Here is a 14,365-nt window from a genome sequence, read left to right as displayed (position 1 = left end):
TAACCGTGTGAGTAAGCGTCTATGTGGAAAGCGTTACATCAACTGGCGATCCCCGAGCGGCTGTACCGTCTGTGCGGATGCTGGATCCCCTGGCTGGCGGCGTTGAGCGCGCTGTTGCTGGTCATCGGCCTGGGGTGGGGCTTTGGCTTCGCCCCCGCGGACTATCAGCAGGGGGAAAGCTACCGGATCATGTACCTTCACGTCCCGGCGGCGATGTGGTCGATGGGGCTGTACCTGGCGATGGCCGTCGCGGCCTTCGTCGGGGTGGTCTGGCAGATCAAAATGGCCGACCTGGCGATCGCCGCCCTGGCGCCGGTGGGGGCGGTCTGCACCCTGGTGGCGCTGGTCAGCGGCGCGGCATGGGGTAAGCCGATGTGGGGAACCTGGTGGATCTGGGACGCCCGCCTGACCTCAGAGCTGGTGCTGCTGTTTCTTTACGCCGGAGTCATCGCCCTGTGGCACGCCTTTGACGACCGGCGGCTGGCCGGGCGCGCGGCCGGGATCCTCGTCCTGGTCGGGGTGGTCAATCTGCCCATCATTCATTACTCGGTCTACTGGTGGAACACCCTGCACCAGGGCTCGACCAACCTGCAGCAAACCATCGACCCAAGCATGCGTCTGCCGCTGCGGATCTGCATCTTTGCCTTCCTCATGCTGTCGGTCACGCTGACCCTGATGCGCCTGCGTAACCTGATCCTGCAGCTGGAGCGCCGTCGACCGTGGGTGGTGGCGCTGGTGAATAAAGGAGCTGCCCGATGAGCCCCGCCTTTTCGTCTTTCGCCGCCTTCCTGAATATGGGCGGCTATGCCGTGTACGTCTGGCTGGCGGTGGCCGTGGCGGTCGCCGCCTTTGGCTTGCTGACGGTGCACACTCTGTGGGCGCGGCGGGCGCTGTTCCATGAGGTACGACGCCAGCAGGCGCGCGAGCGGCGGATCGCTGCCGCCCGCGAACACGACAAGGAGGCCGCGGATGCAAGCGCGTCGTAAAACCCGGCTGTATATCGTGCTGGCGGTGCTCGCCGGCCTCGGGCTGACCGTCAGCCTGACGCTGTACGCCCTGAGCAGCAATATCGATCTGTTCTACACCCCGGGGGAAATTATCTACGGCAAAACGGAAACCCGGGCGCTGCCCCATACCGGGCAGCGGCTGCGGGTGGGGGGCTACGTTCAGCCGGGCTCCCTGCAGCGCGACCCGCAAACCCTCGACGTGCGCTTTAAGCTGTATGACGCCCGCGGGGTGGTGGACGTCAGCTATAAGGGCATTCTGCCGGACCTGTTTCGTGAAGGGCAGGGTGTGGTGGCCCAGGGCGTGCTGGACGGCGAGCGGCATATCACCGCCCAGCAGGTGCTGGCTAAGCATGATGAAAATTACACGCCGCCGGAGGTGAAAAACGCCATGACGCCGGAGAAAACGGGGGCGCAGCCATGATGCCGGAGCTGGGCAACTTTTTACTGTGTCTGGCGGCGGGGCTGGCGCTGCTCCTGAGCATCTATCCCCTGTGGGGCGCGGCGCGGCAGGATCGGCGGCTGATGGCCCTGGCCCGGCCGCTGGTCTGCGGGCTGTTCGCCTGTATCGGCGTCGCCTTCCTGCTGCTGGTGCACGCCTTTGTGGTCAATGACTTTACCGTCCGCTACGTGGCGGAAAACTCCAACAGCGCGCTGCCGGTGTGGTATCGGGTGGCGGCGACCTGGGGGGCGCACGAGGGCTCGTTGCTGCTGTGGGTCCTGCTGCTCAGCGTCTGGACCTTCGCCGTCGCCATCTTCAGCCGCCGGATGCCGCTCGGCGCCGTCGCCCGGGTGCTGGCGGTGATGGGGATGATCGCCTTTGGGTTCCTGCTGTTTATCCTCTTTACCTCCAACCCGTTCAGCCGCGGCCTGCCGCAGTACCCCATTGATGGCCGCGACCTCAATCCGCTGTTGCAGGATATCGGCATGATTTTCCATCCGCCGATCCTCTATATGGGTTACGTCGGCTTCTCGGTGGCTTTCGCCTTTGCCATCGCCTCGCTGCTGGCGGGGCGGCTGGATACTGCCTGGGCGCGCTGGTCGCGTCCCTGGACCCAGGCGGCATGGATGTTCCTCACCCTCGGCATCGTGCTGGGCTCGGCGTGGGCCTATTACGAACTGGGCTGGGGCGGCTGGTGGTTCTGGGACCCGGTGGAAAACGCCTCGTTTATGCCGTGGCTGGTGGGGACCGCGCTGCTACACTCCCTGGCGGTGACCGAGAAGCGCGGCAGTTTCCGCGCCTGGACGGTGCTGCTGGCCATCGCCGCCTTCTCTCTGTGTCTGCTGGGCACCTTCCTGGTGCGCTCCGGGGTGCTGGTCTCGGTGCATGCCTTCGCCTCGGATCCGTCACGCGGGCTGTTTATTCTGGTACTGCTGATTGTCGCCATCGGCGGATCGCTGCTGCTGTACGCCCTGAAGGGCGGCCGGGTGCGGGCGCGGGTGGAACATACGCTGTGGTCGCGCGAGTCGTTCCTGCTTGGCAACAATATCTTGCTGATGGCCGCGATGCTGGTGGTGCTCCTCGGAACGCTGCTGCCGCTGGTGCATAAAGAGCTGGGCCTCGGCAGCATCTCCATTGGCGAGCCGTTCTTCAATACCATGTTCACCGCCCTGATGGCGCCTTTTGCGCTGCTGCTGGGGCTGGGACCGCTGATCCGCTGGCGGCGCGATGACGTCGCCAGGCAGATTAAACGCCTGATTATTGCCCTGGTGGTGACGTTGTCACTTTCTCTGGCGCTGCCGTGGCTGCTGCAGGACCGTATCACCGCCATGGCGGTCATAGGCCTGATGATGGCGCTGTGGGTGCTGATCTTCGCCCTGATGGAGGTTCACGAACGGGCCACCCATCGCCACGGTTTCTGGCGCGGCCTGCGCACCCTGACCCGCAGCCAGTGGGGGATGGTGCTCGGTCACGTCGGCGTGGCGGTGACCGTTATCGGCATCACCTTCAGCCAGAACTACAGCGTGGAGCGCGATGTACGGATGCGCCCCGGCGACAGCATCGATATCCATCACTATCACTTTGTGTTTAACGGCGTGCGCAATATCGTCGGCCCCAACTGGACCGGCGGCGAAGGCATTATTGCCGTGACCCGCAACGGCCGCCCGGAAGCGACGCTGTATGCCGAGAAGCGCTTTTACACCGCCAGCCGGATGATGATGACCGAGGCGGCGATCAGCGGCGGGCTGACCCGCGATCTGTACGCCGCGCTGGGGGAAGAGCTGAGCGACGGCAGCTGGGCGGTGCGTCTGTACTATAAACCGTTCGTTCGCTGGATCTGGTACGGCGGGGTACTGATGGCCCTCGGCGGTCTGTGCTGCATGCTCGACCCGCGCTACCGGATGCGTAAGAAGCTGCAGGAGGCCTCATGAACCGGAAGCTACTGTTTATCCCGCTGGTGCTGTTTCTGGCGCTGGCCGCCGCGCTGTTCTGGCAACTGATGCGCAACGCCGATGGCGATGACCCGACGACCCTCGAGTCGGCGCTGATTGGCAAACCGCTGCCGGAATTTCGCCTTGAAGCGCTGAATACCCCCGGCCAGACGCTGGACCGGCGCACGCTGATTGACGGCAAGCCGCTGCTGCTTAACGTCTGGGCCACCTGGTGTCCAACCTGTCGCGCCGAGCATCAGTTTCTCAACGGCCTGGCGCAGCAGGGCGTGCGGGTGGTGGGGATGAACTACAAAGACGATCGGCAGAAGGCGATGAGCTGGCTGCAGCGCCTGGGGAACCCGTACATGCTGAGCCTGTACGATGGCAACGGCATGCTTGGCCTGGATCTCGGGGTCTATGGCGCGCCGGAGACGTTTCTCATCGACGGTCAGGGCATCATCCGCTGGCGGCACGCCGGCGACCTGAACGAACGGGTGTGGCGCGAGGAGCTCCAGCCGCTGTGGGATCAATACAACCGGAGGGCGGGCTGATGAGATGTGCAATGGTCATCCTGCTGGCGCTGATGCTGACCGGCCAGGCGTGGGCCGCCATCGACACCTGGCAGTTTAAGGATGAGGCCCAGGAGCAGGCCTTCCGCGAGATCACCTCCCAGCTGCGCTGCCCGAAATGCCAGAACAACAGCATCGCCGACTCAAACGCGATGATTGCCGCTGATATGCGGCAGAAGGTGTACGAGCTGATGCAGCAGGGGAAAACGAAAGGGCAGATCGTTGACTATATGGTGGCCCGCTACGGTCATTTTGTCAGCTACGAGCCGCCCCTGACCGCGGGCACGGTGCTGCTGTGGCTGGGGCCGGGGCTGTTCGTGCTGGCGGGCGCGGGGGTGATTATCGCCCGCGCGCGTCGTCGCGACATTCCTGACGCGGCGCTCAGCGCCGAAGAGCGCCAGCGGCTGGCGGCATTATTGAAAGAAGGAAAAGAACGATGAGCCTGTTGGTGGTTATCGTCGCGCTGCTGCTGGCTGGCGCGCTGGGGCTGCTGTACTTCCCGTGGCCGGGCAAAGGGGCGGTAGACCGCGATACCCTCAACCGCGCCCTGTACCAGTCGCGTCTGCAGGAGCTGGCGCAGGAGAGCGGCGAGGACAACCCGGCGCTGGTCGTCGAGCTGCAGCGCACGCTGCTGACGGATATTCCGCCCCAGGCACAGCCTGGCGAACGCCCGCTAAGCCGCTGGGCGCTGCTTCCGGGCGCGCTGCTGCTGGTGGTTCTGAGTCTGGGCCTGTATCTGAAAACCAGCGATATTGGCCAGGTGCTGCTCTGGCAGCAGGCTGAACGGCATTATCCTGCGCTGTTGCAGCAGGTTAAGGACCCGACGGCGGCGCCGCTGCGTATGGATGAGCTGGCGGAGCTGCGGCTCGGGCTGCGCAGCCACCTGCAGACTACGCCGAACGACCTCGCCGGCTGGCAGCTGCTTGGGCGTCTTGGCCTGTTGTTGAACGATGGCGAGACGGCGATCGGCGCCTTTGGCCGGGCGCATGATCTGGCGGCGGATGACCCGGCGGCGGCTTTCGATTACGGCAGCGCGCTGGTGCGGGCGGGGGATAGCGGTCAGGTTCGAATGGGCGAGTTGCTGCTGCGTGACCTGCATCAGCGGCAGCCGAACAGCCTGCCGGTGCTGGAGATGCTGGCCCTGAGCGCGGTGCGTAATGAAGATTACCCCGAAGCCGTGGCAGCCCTGCAGGCGTTACTGGCCCGGCTGCCGGAAGGGGATGCGCGGCGCGAGGCGATCGTCCGCCAGCTGGCGCAAGCGCAGCAGCAGGCGCAGTAACAGCCCGGCGGCGCTGCGCAGGCGCGGGCCAGGGGCATGCCACCAGAAGAGTACGGGCGGCCCTGTTTTTGTAGGCCGGGTCAGGCGCAGCCGCCACCCGGCAAAATAACGGCACAAGAGTGGCACAACCGCGTAGCCCGGATAAGGCGCCACGCGCCGCCATCCGGGATTTTCCGAGCCGGCGCTACGCTTAGCCGCTAGCGCGTGACGTCTCCTGGTGTCGATCACGCCTGCTGTGTGCCAGAGCGGACGTCGTAATGTTTGTTCAGCTAACACCCGTTGAGCGTTTCATAATGATATCTCTCTGGGGATCTGTCCCAACCTGGAAGATATGTTCACCCACCTCGGTAAACCCAAGCTTACGGTAAAAAGAGATTGCCCTTGGGTTATGTTCCCAGACACCTAACCAGACAATATCCGATCCCTGTGCCGCAAATTCAGCAAAGCACTTGTGTATCAGCGCTTGTGCAAAACCTTTGCCATGATAAGGTTCATCGATATACAGACACAGGATTTCCCCGGCGTGAATGCTATTTACACAGGGAGGAAATGCTTCCCACCTCAGTTGGGCATACCCTATCAGTTTGCTTTCGTATTCGCAGACTAATGTAATCCAGTCTTCTCTGAGGATTTCTTGCAACTGAATATCTGTTGAATAACTTGCCTGGCAGTGAAGCTCCATATCCTTCTGAGTATTACCCGCCTCAAACGTTTTTCTAAAGGTGCGTTCGGCTAAAATGGCAAGCTCTTCTGCATCAGAGGGACGGGCCCTACGGATTAACATTTATCATTATTCTCAAAAAATAGTCTTACTTTTGCCCGGGTTGACGATAAATATCGGGTCGATTGATTTGCCAGACAAAATCTGGTTGGTTCAATGGGTTATACCCCAGCTTCTGGTATAGCCAGGGCGCGCTAGAGGTTACCAGCATTATCCGTCGCAGGCGTGACATCACGGGATGGGCGTGACAGCATTCAATCAGCCAACGACCAAGACCACTTTTCTGATACTCGTTCAGCACGTAGACGTCGCACAAATAACCAAAAGTGGCATAGTCGGTGACCAGACGGGCGAAGCCGATTTGTCTTGTTACATCCAGAAGCGCAAAACAAAGGCTGTTCTGGATTGATATTCTGACCGTTTCAGCATCAATGCCAGGCGCCCAGGACGATTGCGAGAGGTAATCGTGAATGGCTTCCTGCTGAAAAAAGGCGGGATCGGTTGTGACAGTATACTGGCCTTGGGTAAAACGCAGATGCTGATTATCCACTAAACGACTCCTTGCAAACTTGCTTTGATGAGACAAGCCCTACAGGCATACCGGGCAACCACTCAGGATGTTTTCTCATGTACTGTCATGATAAATACCAGCGGGCTCTCCCCCTGGTTTTCGTAGAAATGAGGAACGTCCGTTCTGGCCGTTGCCGAACAGCCGGTTTTTACCCGATACAAATGGTCCTTTACCCCCAATGTGAGCGTGCCCGACTGAACATAAAACAGTTCAAGCGTTCCTTCCGTGTGGCCCGGTGAAGCAAACTTTTCCCCCGGCTGCATTTCCCACATCCAGAGCTCGGTCATATCAGGCCCACCCGACCCTGCGAGCAGTCTTGCTCTCCCGCCTTTTTCACCTTCCCACAATTCTGGGATCTCATCTTCAGCAATGAGATGCACAGTCGGTTTGGAACTGACATCCACAAAATCAGCCACCGAAACCCCCATCGCGGTAGCCAGGCGGCATAACAGAGCAATGCTGGGATTGGCCCGGCATCCTTCTATCTCAACCAGCGCTCCCTTGCTGACGCCGGCTCGACGGGAGAGTTCATCGAGGGAGATTTTCTTTTGCTTACGATACTGTTTAATTCGCTGAGATACGGCTTCATTCACCGTGTTGACGATAGCATTTGCATCGGTCATTAAATTGACTTTTTTGGTCATCGGTCATTATCATGGAATAAATTAGTCATTAAAGGATTATCACGTGTTAACCGTCTCTCCGTCAATTGCCCCTGAAATTTATCGTATTGCCCCAGGTTTTCGGGCACTCAGTATCTGCGTAAAAGCTGCGCCAGTGCTTCATCCCGACGCTGGAGAAATCGCGCTGCGGGAAGCCTGTGAAGCCGTTCTGGCCGGCGAACCGGAATGGGCGGGATCTCATCTGGCAGCCTGGGCCGACGTTTTTCAAAAGTTTGGTGCTAAACCTAAACGCACCCCTTGCTCAGCTGATGCGTTACGTAAGCGCGTATTACGTGACGGAACGATGCCCGCGCTCGATCCCATCGTTGATCTTTATAACGCAGTGAGTCTCCGCTACGCCGTACCGGTTGGTGGGGAGAATATCTCTGCCTATCAGGGTTCACCACGTCTGGCTGTGGCAAACGGAACAGAGCCTTTTGATACCGTCAAAGAGGGTGAAACGGCCGTTGAATATCCTTCACAAGGAGAGGTTATCTGGTGTGATGACACCGGCGTGACCTGCCGCCGCTGGAACTGGCGACAGGGGATCAGAACCCGTCTGGGCGTGGACGCTCAGCAAATGTGGTTCATTCTGGAAAGCCTGCCGCAGATGCCGCTGGAGAAACTGCACGAAGCCGGGAAGATGCTGACCGACGGACTGGAAAAAATGATGCCCGGCCTGTGGTTTGACGTTGCTCTCATCGAAGAACAACAGCAGTAATATCCTTCAGGAGAAACAGGTATGTTTAGCGGTTATCGGCGTTTACATTAACCCCAATAGCCGCCAGCGGCGTGGATGAAAAGGAGTTCAGCCATATGCTTTCCCGCCGTACAGATGCTCGGGTTGATTCTATGGGCATCCTGGGGTCAACCGCACGCTACGCCTATCTGACCCGGGAGCAGCGCAAGCGCGTAGCCACTCTGGCAAAACAGCATGCCGGGGACATCCCGGTTATGGTCTGTGTGGGATCGGTCCGTATCGACGCCATTCTGCATCTGGCTGATGATGCCCAGGCAGCTGTCGCGAATGTCCTGTTACTCCCGGCGGTCAGCTACCAGTCACTCCGTGACGAAGAAGTCTTCTCACGCTTCGAGGCCGTTACCCGGCACCTGTCTGTATCAGTGTGTATCTCTGATAATCCGGGCACGACGCATTTTACCTTTACGGACGAACTCCATGGTCGTCTCTCATCACTTAAGGGTGTTAGCTCGGTCATGTTCCCTGACGAGCCGGACAGCGTAGCTGACAGCTGGCAAAGGAATCATTGATACACTCGCTCAGCTCCCACTAGTCCTGATAGTGAAACGACCTTGGGAATGGATGTGGTACGAAGCGCCTGGTAAGAAGGTCAAAGGGATTGCCGCTGAAGACGCGGTATTCACTGATCATTTCATCTGGTAGCCTGTCACTCACGCCGTTGGTAACGTGAAGATTCATGGTTAATTTTGGAATTCGGACGATTTATGCAAGCTATCAGACTATTCACCCTGATTCTGCCATTGTTCCTGGCACTCTGCGCCGGTATACCGGCCAGCGCCAGCACACCTTCAGGCAGCATTTCCTCTGCAAATGCAGCAATTACCACTCATGATAAGAACGGAAACCTCCTGCCGAATGCTCTGCGGATTCAGTATGATGTTGATTCAGATGGCAGAGTTCAGAATGTAAAGATACTGGAATCGACAACGACTCCGGAGTTTGAACATAAAATCATCGAGAAAATGATGAGTAAATGGCGCTTTGAAAAGGGGAAACCGGGAATAGCTAAAAGAGTAGTCGTCATGATCCAACCCAAATCAGACGGCGGTCCCGCGAATAAGCAGTAAGCACTTTTGAGGATTAGTCGCCTGACGCATCATCTACGCCGGTAAAGTCCCTTGGGTGCCATGAGCAGACCTTTTAAAGGCTCATAGAAAAAACAAGCGGAGTGTTCGCCTGTTAATTTTACATCCTGGCTTTAATTATGGATTATGGAATTCTATATGTTCTGAAAAGGATTTATCCATGAGTGTCCTCTTTCCACCCAGGCTGGCTCCAGGAGATGTTATTGGTGTAACCGCTCCCTCTTCTGGCGTACCTGAACATCTGCATCCCAGACTGGAACTCGCCATAAAAAACCTAAAGAAAAGAGGTTACCAGGTCCGCGAAGGACGCTGCTTACGCTCGCAGCACAAAAATAAAAGCGCCACTAAATTTTCTCGCGTTGAAGAATTAATGTCTTATCTTACTGACCCAGATATAAAAGCTGTTATGCCACCTTGGGGCGGTGATCTGGCGATGGAATTACTTGATTTGATTGATTTTGATCTGTTGTCCCGGTCTAAACCAAAATGGTTTGTGGGCTTTTCAGATCTTAGTACACTTCATTTCCCACTGACGACGATATCGGGCTGGGCTACTTTGCATGGGCCGAACCTCATGGATCTTGGCGCTCAAAAGTTAGATGCCACCACTCAGGCCGTATGGGAAATTCTGGAATCGAATCGGGGAACTGTAATCAAACAGTACTCTTCAACAGCATTTCAAGCTGATGAAAATCAATGGGGAACAGCGTCAGACGGAGGTTTCAATCTGACCCAAAAAACACAGTGGAAACGCCTTGATGGTGTTACATCTTCTCTGACATTTAGCGGGAAACTGATCGGCGGCTGCCTCGAAATAATATCCAGGTTAGCAGGTACACCATTCGGGAATGTGCCCTTGTTCAAGGCGAGCAATAGCCCTCAAGGACTAATCCTCTATTTTGAAAATGTGGAAATGGCTCCGTGTGAATTAACACGCGCATTATTTAGCTTACGATTACAGGGTTGGTTTGATAACTTAAATGGTGTTCTTATCGGCAGAAGTGCTGCACCCGACGTAAGCGACCCGACTAAACATAATTATCTGGATGCCCTTAAAGCCGCTTTTGAGAATATTGCTGTGCCCGTACTCTATGATGTTGATATTGGTCACATGCCTCCTCAAATATCCCTGGTAAATGGAGCCGATGCGACGGTATTTTTCGCTGAAAATGGTAGCTGGGTAACTCAGCAGTTGTAGATAAGGCAGTATTAATCACAAAGGCGGGTCTTGCTGTTCTTTTGCACTAAAGATCCGCTCTTCGTTCAGAGCGGACCTCACGGCGCTTCAGAGGGGCCGCGCTTTGTCAGAAATAGCCGTTTAACATGGCGATCGTTTACGTCGTGCATTAAGCAATGCCTGAGTGCCGGGAGCGGACATTGTATGAACGTTAGTAATTTAGCAGACTCACCCCTTTTATCTAATTTCTTGCATATCTCCCTGGCAGTACCTGAAGGAGACGACAAGGGGGGAACGATTGTCCTTAAGGGATATAAATCCAGCCTGGTCGTCACGTCACTGATACGGCATTTCTTTAAAGATGCCTGCGTCTCTTGTTTCATTCACGTCCGAGTCTTAAGCCTGAACCGTGAGAATGACGCTTCCTGTTGTATGACCCGCCTCCAGAACCCGGTGTGCTTCTGCTGCGTCGGTAAGGATAAATTCAGCGCCAATGTGATTTTCAAGTCCTGCCGACAGCGCTGACATAAGGTCAGAAGCCCCTTTCCTGTATAGCGCAGCATCATCTGAATAGGCGAGTGAACTTGGTCGCATTAGTGCTATAGATCGGGCAAATCCCAGTTCTTCCACCCGCACGGGAGGTATGGGGCCGGCAGGCTGTCCAAGACTGGCGACAGTGCCAAAAGGGCGGACCACGCCGAGCGTTCTGGAGAGCATTGTTCCTCCTATACCGTCGATGGCCAGATGTACGCCATACCCTTCGGTGATGTCGCGGACTTTGTCCGGCCATGCAGCGTCGGTATGGAGCAAAACTTCACTCGCACCAGCAAGGCGGGCCGTTGCTACTTTTTCCGGTGAACCCGTTGTACCGATAACCCTGGCACCTTTCATCGTTGCCCAGCGGGTCACTATCTGCCCCAGCCCTCCGGCAGCAGAATGAACCAGTATCCAGTCGCCAGCCCTGACTTCCCTTACTTTGTTGAGTAACATATGCGCGGTAAGGCCCCGAAGCATCGTACTACCGGCTGTACGAGTGTCCACACCATCCGGGATCCTGATAAGGCGGCTGGCAGGTATATTGCGACATTCAGCATAAGCGCCCATCGGATTTCCCGTATAGGCAACGCGGTCTCCTGCTGCAAAGGACCTGACGTTACTGCCCGTTGCTGTGACGACTCCGGCCCCTTCAAAACCAGGAACCGCCTGGGGATAGGGCTGAGGGTAGAGCCCTGAGCGAAAATAGATGTCAACAAAATTCACGCCGATTATTTCGTGTCTGATACTGACTTCATCGGGACCGGGACTGACTAGCTCTCTTTCCACCGCTTTAAGAACCTCAGGTCCACCCGGCTGGCTAATAATCATTGCTAACGACATTATTTTTTCCTCACTTATAAAGTGAGAAAACTATAAATGAGTTTATTACAGGAAGAATACAGGTATAAAAGCACCATACATGTGTAAAAATGCACACGAGGTGAGATATGGACTGGCAGGATTTACATTTTTTTTTCGCCCTTGCCCGGTGTGGTTCCCTGTCGGCCGCAGCCAGGGAACTTGGCGTAGACCATGCCACTGTGGGCCGCCGGATTGCGGCCCTTGAAAGTTCTCTGGGCCTGAGGCTCACAGAGCGTTTGCCACGCCGTACCACGCTTACCGGGCATGGGCGGATTATCGCCTCCGGCGCTGACGAAATGTACCGTATTGCAGACCGTATTCGAATCCAGGCGAGGTCATTGTGTGCCGAACCGGCCGTGCCTATAAATATCAGCGCGTCACCTGCCGTTGCAGCACACCTCATTGCGCCTGCTATAGCAGGATTCACCCGGAAACATCCGGGTATCACGTTGTCATTATCCGGCGTTTCGCACCATGTTCTTCTGAATAAAAGTGAGGCTGACATTGCGGTTCGCCTGGAAAGGCCTGACGATCCAGACCTGATGACAAGGCGTATAGGTACCATGCGCTTTGGTCTTTATGCTTCTCAGTTCTGGCAAGAAATTCCGCAAGAAGATTGGGTATTTATTGCTTATGACAGCACGCTTGCACATGTCACGCAGCAGCAATGGCTGGAATCACTGCTGAACGGGCGACGAGTTATCTTTCGGGCAAGCGATCTGATGGCGCAGCAACAGGCAGCCCGGAAAGGATTGGGCATCGTTACTTTACCCTGCTTTATGGGTGATAATGACAGCGAACTGGTAAGGCTGCCGGAAAATCTGCCTTCGCCCGTGAGGAACATTTGGCTGGTTGCCTACCCTGAAATTAAGCGCGATCACTCTGCTGTCGTGGTGATGGATTTCCTGGCTGAAATCATTGGCCGGTCCTGCCCACCTGGCAAGGATATCTGATTTTTTCTTGTTAATTACTTATGTTATATGACTGGCAGGGTTTCCCGGTAAAACGAACCATTCACGTTTAGAGATCTTCCGACATACTGATTATGTCCTCTGAGGAGATCACCATGCGTAAAGCCCGATTCATCGAACACCAGATCATTGCCGTTCTGAAGTCCGTCGAAGACAGACGTACCGTTAAGGGGGCAGTTTGGATATCAAAAAATATTGTACGTTAAGGCTGTATTTTTGACCTTTCGACTTTAGCTGGTCTCAGCCGACGAAACCACTGCGGGGTTAATGAAACTGCCGTCGTAGTTGCTTATTTCATGCTTGTCAGAGACGACAGCATCCGTAATCAGACCTGTTATCCAAATTAATGTCAGGATAAATTTATCTTCCGGCAAGTTGTATAAGTTGCATTTGCAACATATGCGTAACCAGGCATGTTGCAAATGCAGCAGATAAGTTCCTTTCTTTTTTTATAATTAGCTGTTTTTAAAAAATTATTTCGCCTCCTGTTTTGGCATGCATTCTGCAAACACCTTTATAACCAAAATCTATCTTTTTATTTTCGAAAGGCAAAAATCGTTATATAGAAAGATGGTAATTCGCGGCTACAGCAACTCGCCTGCGACGCGTTGTAAGGCGGACAGATAAATTCATCAATGACGGGAGTGCCCTATGTCCATTTCAGAGCCAGGTAATCATCCGCTGCAGTTCGCCTATTGGGTGCCGAACGTGTCGGGCGGGTTAGTGATCAGTAATATCCCGCAGCGTACCAGTTGGGATATCGACTACAACCGTAAGCTGGCGCAAATTGCTGAACGTGCCGGTTTTGACTATGCGCTTACGCAGATCCGTTTTACGGCCGGCTATGGTGCCGACAACCAACATGAGTCGGTCTCTTTTTCGCAGGCGCTACTCGCATCAACTGAAAATCTGAAAGTGATCGCCGCCTTGCTTCCCGGCCCCTGGAACCCCACTCTGGCGGCAAAACAAATCGCCACTATCAGTCATCTGTACGGCCCGCGCATCGCGGTCAATATCGTCAGCGGCTGGTTCCGTGGTGAGTTTAAAGCTATCGGCGAACCCTGGCTAGACCATGAAGAGCGTTACCTGCGTTCAGAAGAGTTTATCCGTTGCCTGCAGGGCATCTGGCGCGAAGACAGCTTTACCTTTGCCGGCGATTTCTATCGCTTTCGTGATTATTCCCTCAAGCCCAAGCCGCTGGCGCCGCTGCCGGAAATTTTCCAGGGTGGTAGTTCGCGTGCCGCGCGGGACATGGCCGCGCGCGTTTCCGACTGGTATTTCACCAACGGCAACACGCCTGAAGGCATCAAAGCACAGGTGGATGACATCCGGCGTAAGGCGGCACAAAACCAGCATCAGGTGAAGATCGGGGTTAACGGCTTCGTTATTGCGCGTGAAAGCGAAAAAGAGGCGCAGGCGGTGCTGCGGGAAATTATTGATAACGCCAATCCGGACGCGGTGAAAGGGTTCCAGCACGAAGTGAAAAACGCCGGCAGCGCATCGCCGGAGGGCGAGGGCAACTGGGCCAAATCCAGCTTTGAAGATTTGGTGCAATACAACGACGGCTTTAAAACCAACCTGATTGGCACGCCGCAGCAGATTGCAGAGCGCATCATTGCGCTCAAACAGTCAGGCGTCAATCTGCTGCTGCTGGCATTCCTGCATTTCCAGGAGGAAGTCGAGTTCTTCGGAAGGGAAGTGATCCCTCGGGTGCGTGAGCTGGAAAAGCAATCTCAGCCTGCCATAGCCCACGTCGTGCCAGAAGCCCTCAAGTATTGATGCTTCGTTTCCCCGG

At 56.0% G+C, this 14,365-nt stretch carries 16 protein-coding genes and 1 pseudogene; 13 read left to right on the top strand and 4 right to left on the bottom strand.

Translation table 11 applies throughout. The annotated features are described in order from the left end of the window. The first annotated feature begins 21 nt into the window (after nt 1–21). The 7 genes from A1WC_RS10950 to ccmI are packed head-to-tail and all read left to right on the top strand — an operon-like array spanning nt 22 to nt 5,225. On the top strand, nt 22–759 hold the full coding sequence (locus A1WC_RS10950; protein ID WP_008804529.1) for a heme ABC transporter permease: 738 nt from the start codon (nt 22–24) through the stop codon (nt 757–759). Next, nucleotides 756–986 (top strand): heme exporter protein CcmD, encoded by a 231-nt coding sequence (ccmD, locus tag A1WC_RS10955; RefSeq protein ID WP_002908220.1) that lies wholly within the window; start codon nt 756–758, stop codon nt 984–986. The genes A1WC_RS10950 and ccmD overlap by 4 nt, the downstream gene beginning before the upstream one ends. Next, nucleotides 970–1,428, top strand: a complete 459-nt coding sequence (gene ccmE / locus A1WC_RS10960; protein ID WP_004143391.1) for a cytochrome c maturation protein CcmE — start codon at nt 970–972, stop codon at nt 1,426–1,428. Before ccmD ends, ccmE begins: the two co-directional genes overlap by 17 nt. Then, the gene (locus A1WC_RS10965; protein WP_016161255.1) at nt 1,425–3,377 is read left to right on the top strand and encodes a heme lyase CcmF/NrfE family subunit; all 1,953 of its coding nucleotides are present in this window, start codon (nt 1,425–1,427) and stop codon (nt 3,375–3,377) included. Before ccmE ends, A1WC_RS10965 begins: the two co-directional genes overlap by 4 nt. Next, nucleotides 3,374–3,928 (top strand): DsbE family thiol:disulfide interchange protein, encoded by a 555-nt coding sequence (locus A1WC_RS10970; RefSeq protein WP_008804532.1) that lies wholly within the window; start codon nt 3,374–3,376, stop codon nt 3,926–3,928. The genes A1WC_RS10965 and A1WC_RS10970 overlap by 4 nt, the downstream gene beginning before the upstream one ends. Before the next feature lie 11 nt (nt 3,929–3,939). Then, nucleotides 3,940–4,386 carry a cytochrome c-type biogenesis protein gene (locus A1WC_RS10975; RefSeq protein ID WP_014599186.1) on the top strand — a complete coding sequence of 149 codons (447 nt, stop codon included), beginning with the start codon at nt 3,940–3,942 and terminating at the stop codon, nt 4,384–4,386. Further along, nucleotides 4,383–5,225 (top strand): c-type cytochrome biogenesis protein CcmI, encoded by an 843-nt coding sequence (gene ccmI, locus A1WC_RS10980; RefSeq protein ID WP_016161253.1) that lies wholly within the window; start codon nt 4,383–4,385, stop codon nt 5,223–5,225. The genes A1WC_RS10975 and ccmI overlap by 4 nt, the downstream gene beginning before the upstream one ends. A gap of 265 nt (nt 5,226–5,490) precedes the next feature. Here the strand turns inward: ccmI and A1WC_RS10985 are convergent, their stop codons facing one another. The 3 genes from A1WC_RS10985 to A1WC_RS10995 form a co-directional block, all read right to left on the bottom strand. Further along, the gene (locus A1WC_RS10985; RefSeq protein ID WP_016161252.1) at nt 5,491–6,009 is read right to left on the bottom strand and encodes a GNAT family N-acetyltransferase; all 519 of its coding nucleotides are present in this window, start codon (nt 6,007–6,009) and stop codon (nt 5,491–5,493) included. Nucleotides 6,010–6,034: 25 nt separating this feature from the next. Continuing rightward, a complete protein-coding gene (locus A1WC_RS10990; protein ID WP_016161251.1) occupies nt 6,035–6,496 on the bottom strand; it encodes a GNAT family N-acetyltransferase in 462 nt (153 codons plus the stop codon). 62 nt (nt 6,497–6,558) lie between these two features. Beyond that, nucleotides 6,559–7,161 (bottom strand): helix-turn-helix domain-containing protein, encoded by a 603-nt coding sequence (locus tag A1WC_RS10995; protein ID WP_004175741.1) that lies wholly within the window; start codon nt 7,159–7,161, stop codon nt 6,559–6,561. A gap of 43 nt (nt 7,162–7,204) precedes the next feature. On the opposite strand from A1WC_RS10995, the gene A1WC_RS11000 reads away from it, so the two are divergent. From A1WC_RS11000 to A1WC_RS11015, 4 genes and pseudogenes are all read left to right on the top strand, one after another. Next, nucleotides 7,205–7,900, top strand: coding sequence for a B3/4 domain-containing protein (locus A1WC_RS11000; protein WP_012967971.1), 696 nt, complete (start codon nt 7,205–7,207; stop codon nt 7,898–7,900). Between the two features lie 47 nt (nt 7,901–7,947). Then, nucleotides 7,948–8,448, top strand: a pseudogene (locus tag A1WC_RS11005) (dihydrodipicolinate synthase family protein); the annotation flags it as partial. 195 nt (nt 8,449–8,643) lie between these two features. Further along, the gene (locus tag A1WC_RS11010) at nt 8,644–9,006 is read left to right on the top strand and encodes a TonB family protein (protein ID WP_016161249.1); all 363 of its coding nucleotides are present in this window, start codon (nt 8,644–8,646) and stop codon (nt 9,004–9,006) included. A gap of 178 nt (nt 9,007–9,184) precedes the next feature. After that, the gene (locus tag A1WC_RS11015; RefSeq protein WP_016161248.1) at nt 9,185–10,222 is read left to right on the top strand and encodes a S66 family peptidase; all 1,038 of its coding nucleotides are present in this window, start codon (nt 9,185–9,187) and stop codon (nt 10,220–10,222) included. A gap of 375 nt (nt 10,223–10,597) precedes the next feature. Here A1WC_RS11015 and A1WC_RS11020 read toward each other — a convergent pair whose 3' ends face one another. Continuing rightward, nucleotides 10,598–11,578, bottom strand: coding sequence for a quinone oxidoreductase family protein (locus A1WC_RS11020; protein ID WP_016161246.1), 981 nt, complete (start codon nt 11,576–11,578; stop codon nt 10,598–10,600). A gap of 107 nt (nt 11,579–11,685) precedes the next feature. On the opposite strand from A1WC_RS11020, the gene A1WC_RS11025 reads away from it, so the two are divergent. Both A1WC_RS11025 and sfnG read left to right on the top strand, forming a co-directional pair. Next, nucleotides 11,686–12,552 carry a LysR family transcriptional regulator gene (locus A1WC_RS11025; RefSeq protein WP_016161245.1) on the top strand — a complete coding sequence of 289 codons (867 nt, stop codon included), beginning with the start codon at nt 11,686–11,688 and terminating at the stop codon, nt 12,550–12,552. A 669-nt stretch (nt 12,553–13,221) separates the two neighbouring features. After that, nucleotides 13,222–14,349, top strand: a complete 1,128-nt coding sequence (gene sfnG, locus A1WC_RS11030; RefSeq protein ID WP_012541461.1) for a dimethylsulfone monooxygenase SfnG — start codon at nt 13,222–13,224, stop codon at nt 14,347–14,349. The last annotated feature ends 16 nt before the right edge of the window (nt 14,350–14,365 follow it).

The organism is Klebsiella sp. KTE92, assembly GCF_000398905.1.
GTDB classification, from domain to species: domain Bacteria; phylum Pseudomonadota; class Gammaproteobacteria; order Enterobacterales; family Enterobacteriaceae; genus Klebsiella; species Klebsiella variicola.
The sequence above is the reverse complement of the archived record's forward strand: the minus strand, read 5'-3'. Positions and strand labels throughout refer to the sequence as shown.

Excerpts from the sequence above, each read along its gene's own strand:
- A1WC_RS10950 (WP_008804529.1), top strand. The coding sequence starts at position 22 with ATGTGGAAAGCGTTACATCAACTGGCGATCCCCGAGCGGCTGTACCGT.
- ccmD (WP_002908220.1), top strand. The coding sequence starts at position 756 with ATGAGCCCCGCCTTTTCGTCTTTCGCCGCCTTCCTGAATATGGGCGGC.
- ccmE (WP_004143391.1), top strand. The coding sequence starts at position 970 with ATGCAAGCGCGTCGTAAAACCCGGCTGTATATCGTGCTGGCGGTGCTC.
- A1WC_RS10965 (WP_016161255.1), top strand. The coding sequence starts at position 1,425 with ATGATGCCGGAGCTGGGCAACTTTTTACTGTGTCTGGCGGCGGGGCTG.
- A1WC_RS10970 (WP_008804532.1), top strand. The coding sequence starts at position 3,374 with ATGAACCGGAAGCTACTGTTTATCCCGCTGGTGCTGTTTCTGGCGCTG.
- A1WC_RS10975 (WP_014599186.1), top strand. The coding sequence starts at position 3,940 with ATGGTCATCCTGCTGGCGCTGATGCTGACCGGCCAGGCGTGGGCCGCC.
- ccmI (WP_016161253.1), top strand. The coding sequence starts at position 4,383 with ATGAGCCTGTTGGTGGTTATCGTCGCGCTGCTGCTGGCTGGCGCGCTG.
- A1WC_RS10985 (WP_016161252.1), bottom strand. The coding sequence starts at position 6,009 with ATGTTAATCCGTAGGGCCCGTCCCTCTGATGCAGAAGAGCTTGCCATT.
- A1WC_RS10995 (WP_004175741.1), bottom strand. The coding sequence starts at position 7,161 with ATGACCAAAAAAGTCAATTTAATGACCGATGCAAATGCTATCGTCAAC.
- A1WC_RS11010 (WP_016161249.1), top strand. The coding sequence starts at position 8,644 with ATGCAAGCTATCAGACTATTCACCCTGATTCTGCCATTGTTCCTGGCA.
- A1WC_RS11015 (WP_016161248.1), top strand. The coding sequence starts at position 9,185 with ATGAGTGTCCTCTTTCCACCCAGGCTGGCTCCAGGAGATGTTATTGGT.
- A1WC_RS11020 (WP_016161246.1), bottom strand. The coding sequence starts at position 11,578 with ATGTCGTTAGCAATGATTATTAGCCAGCCGGGTGGACCTGAGGTTCTT.
- A1WC_RS11025 (WP_016161245.1), top strand. The coding sequence starts at position 11,686 with ATGGACTGGCAGGATTTACATTTTTTTTTCGCCCTTGCCCGGTGTGGT.
- sfnG (WP_012541461.1), top strand. The coding sequence starts at position 13,222 with ATGTCCATTTCAGAGCCAGGTAATCATCCGCTGCAGTTCGCCTATTGG.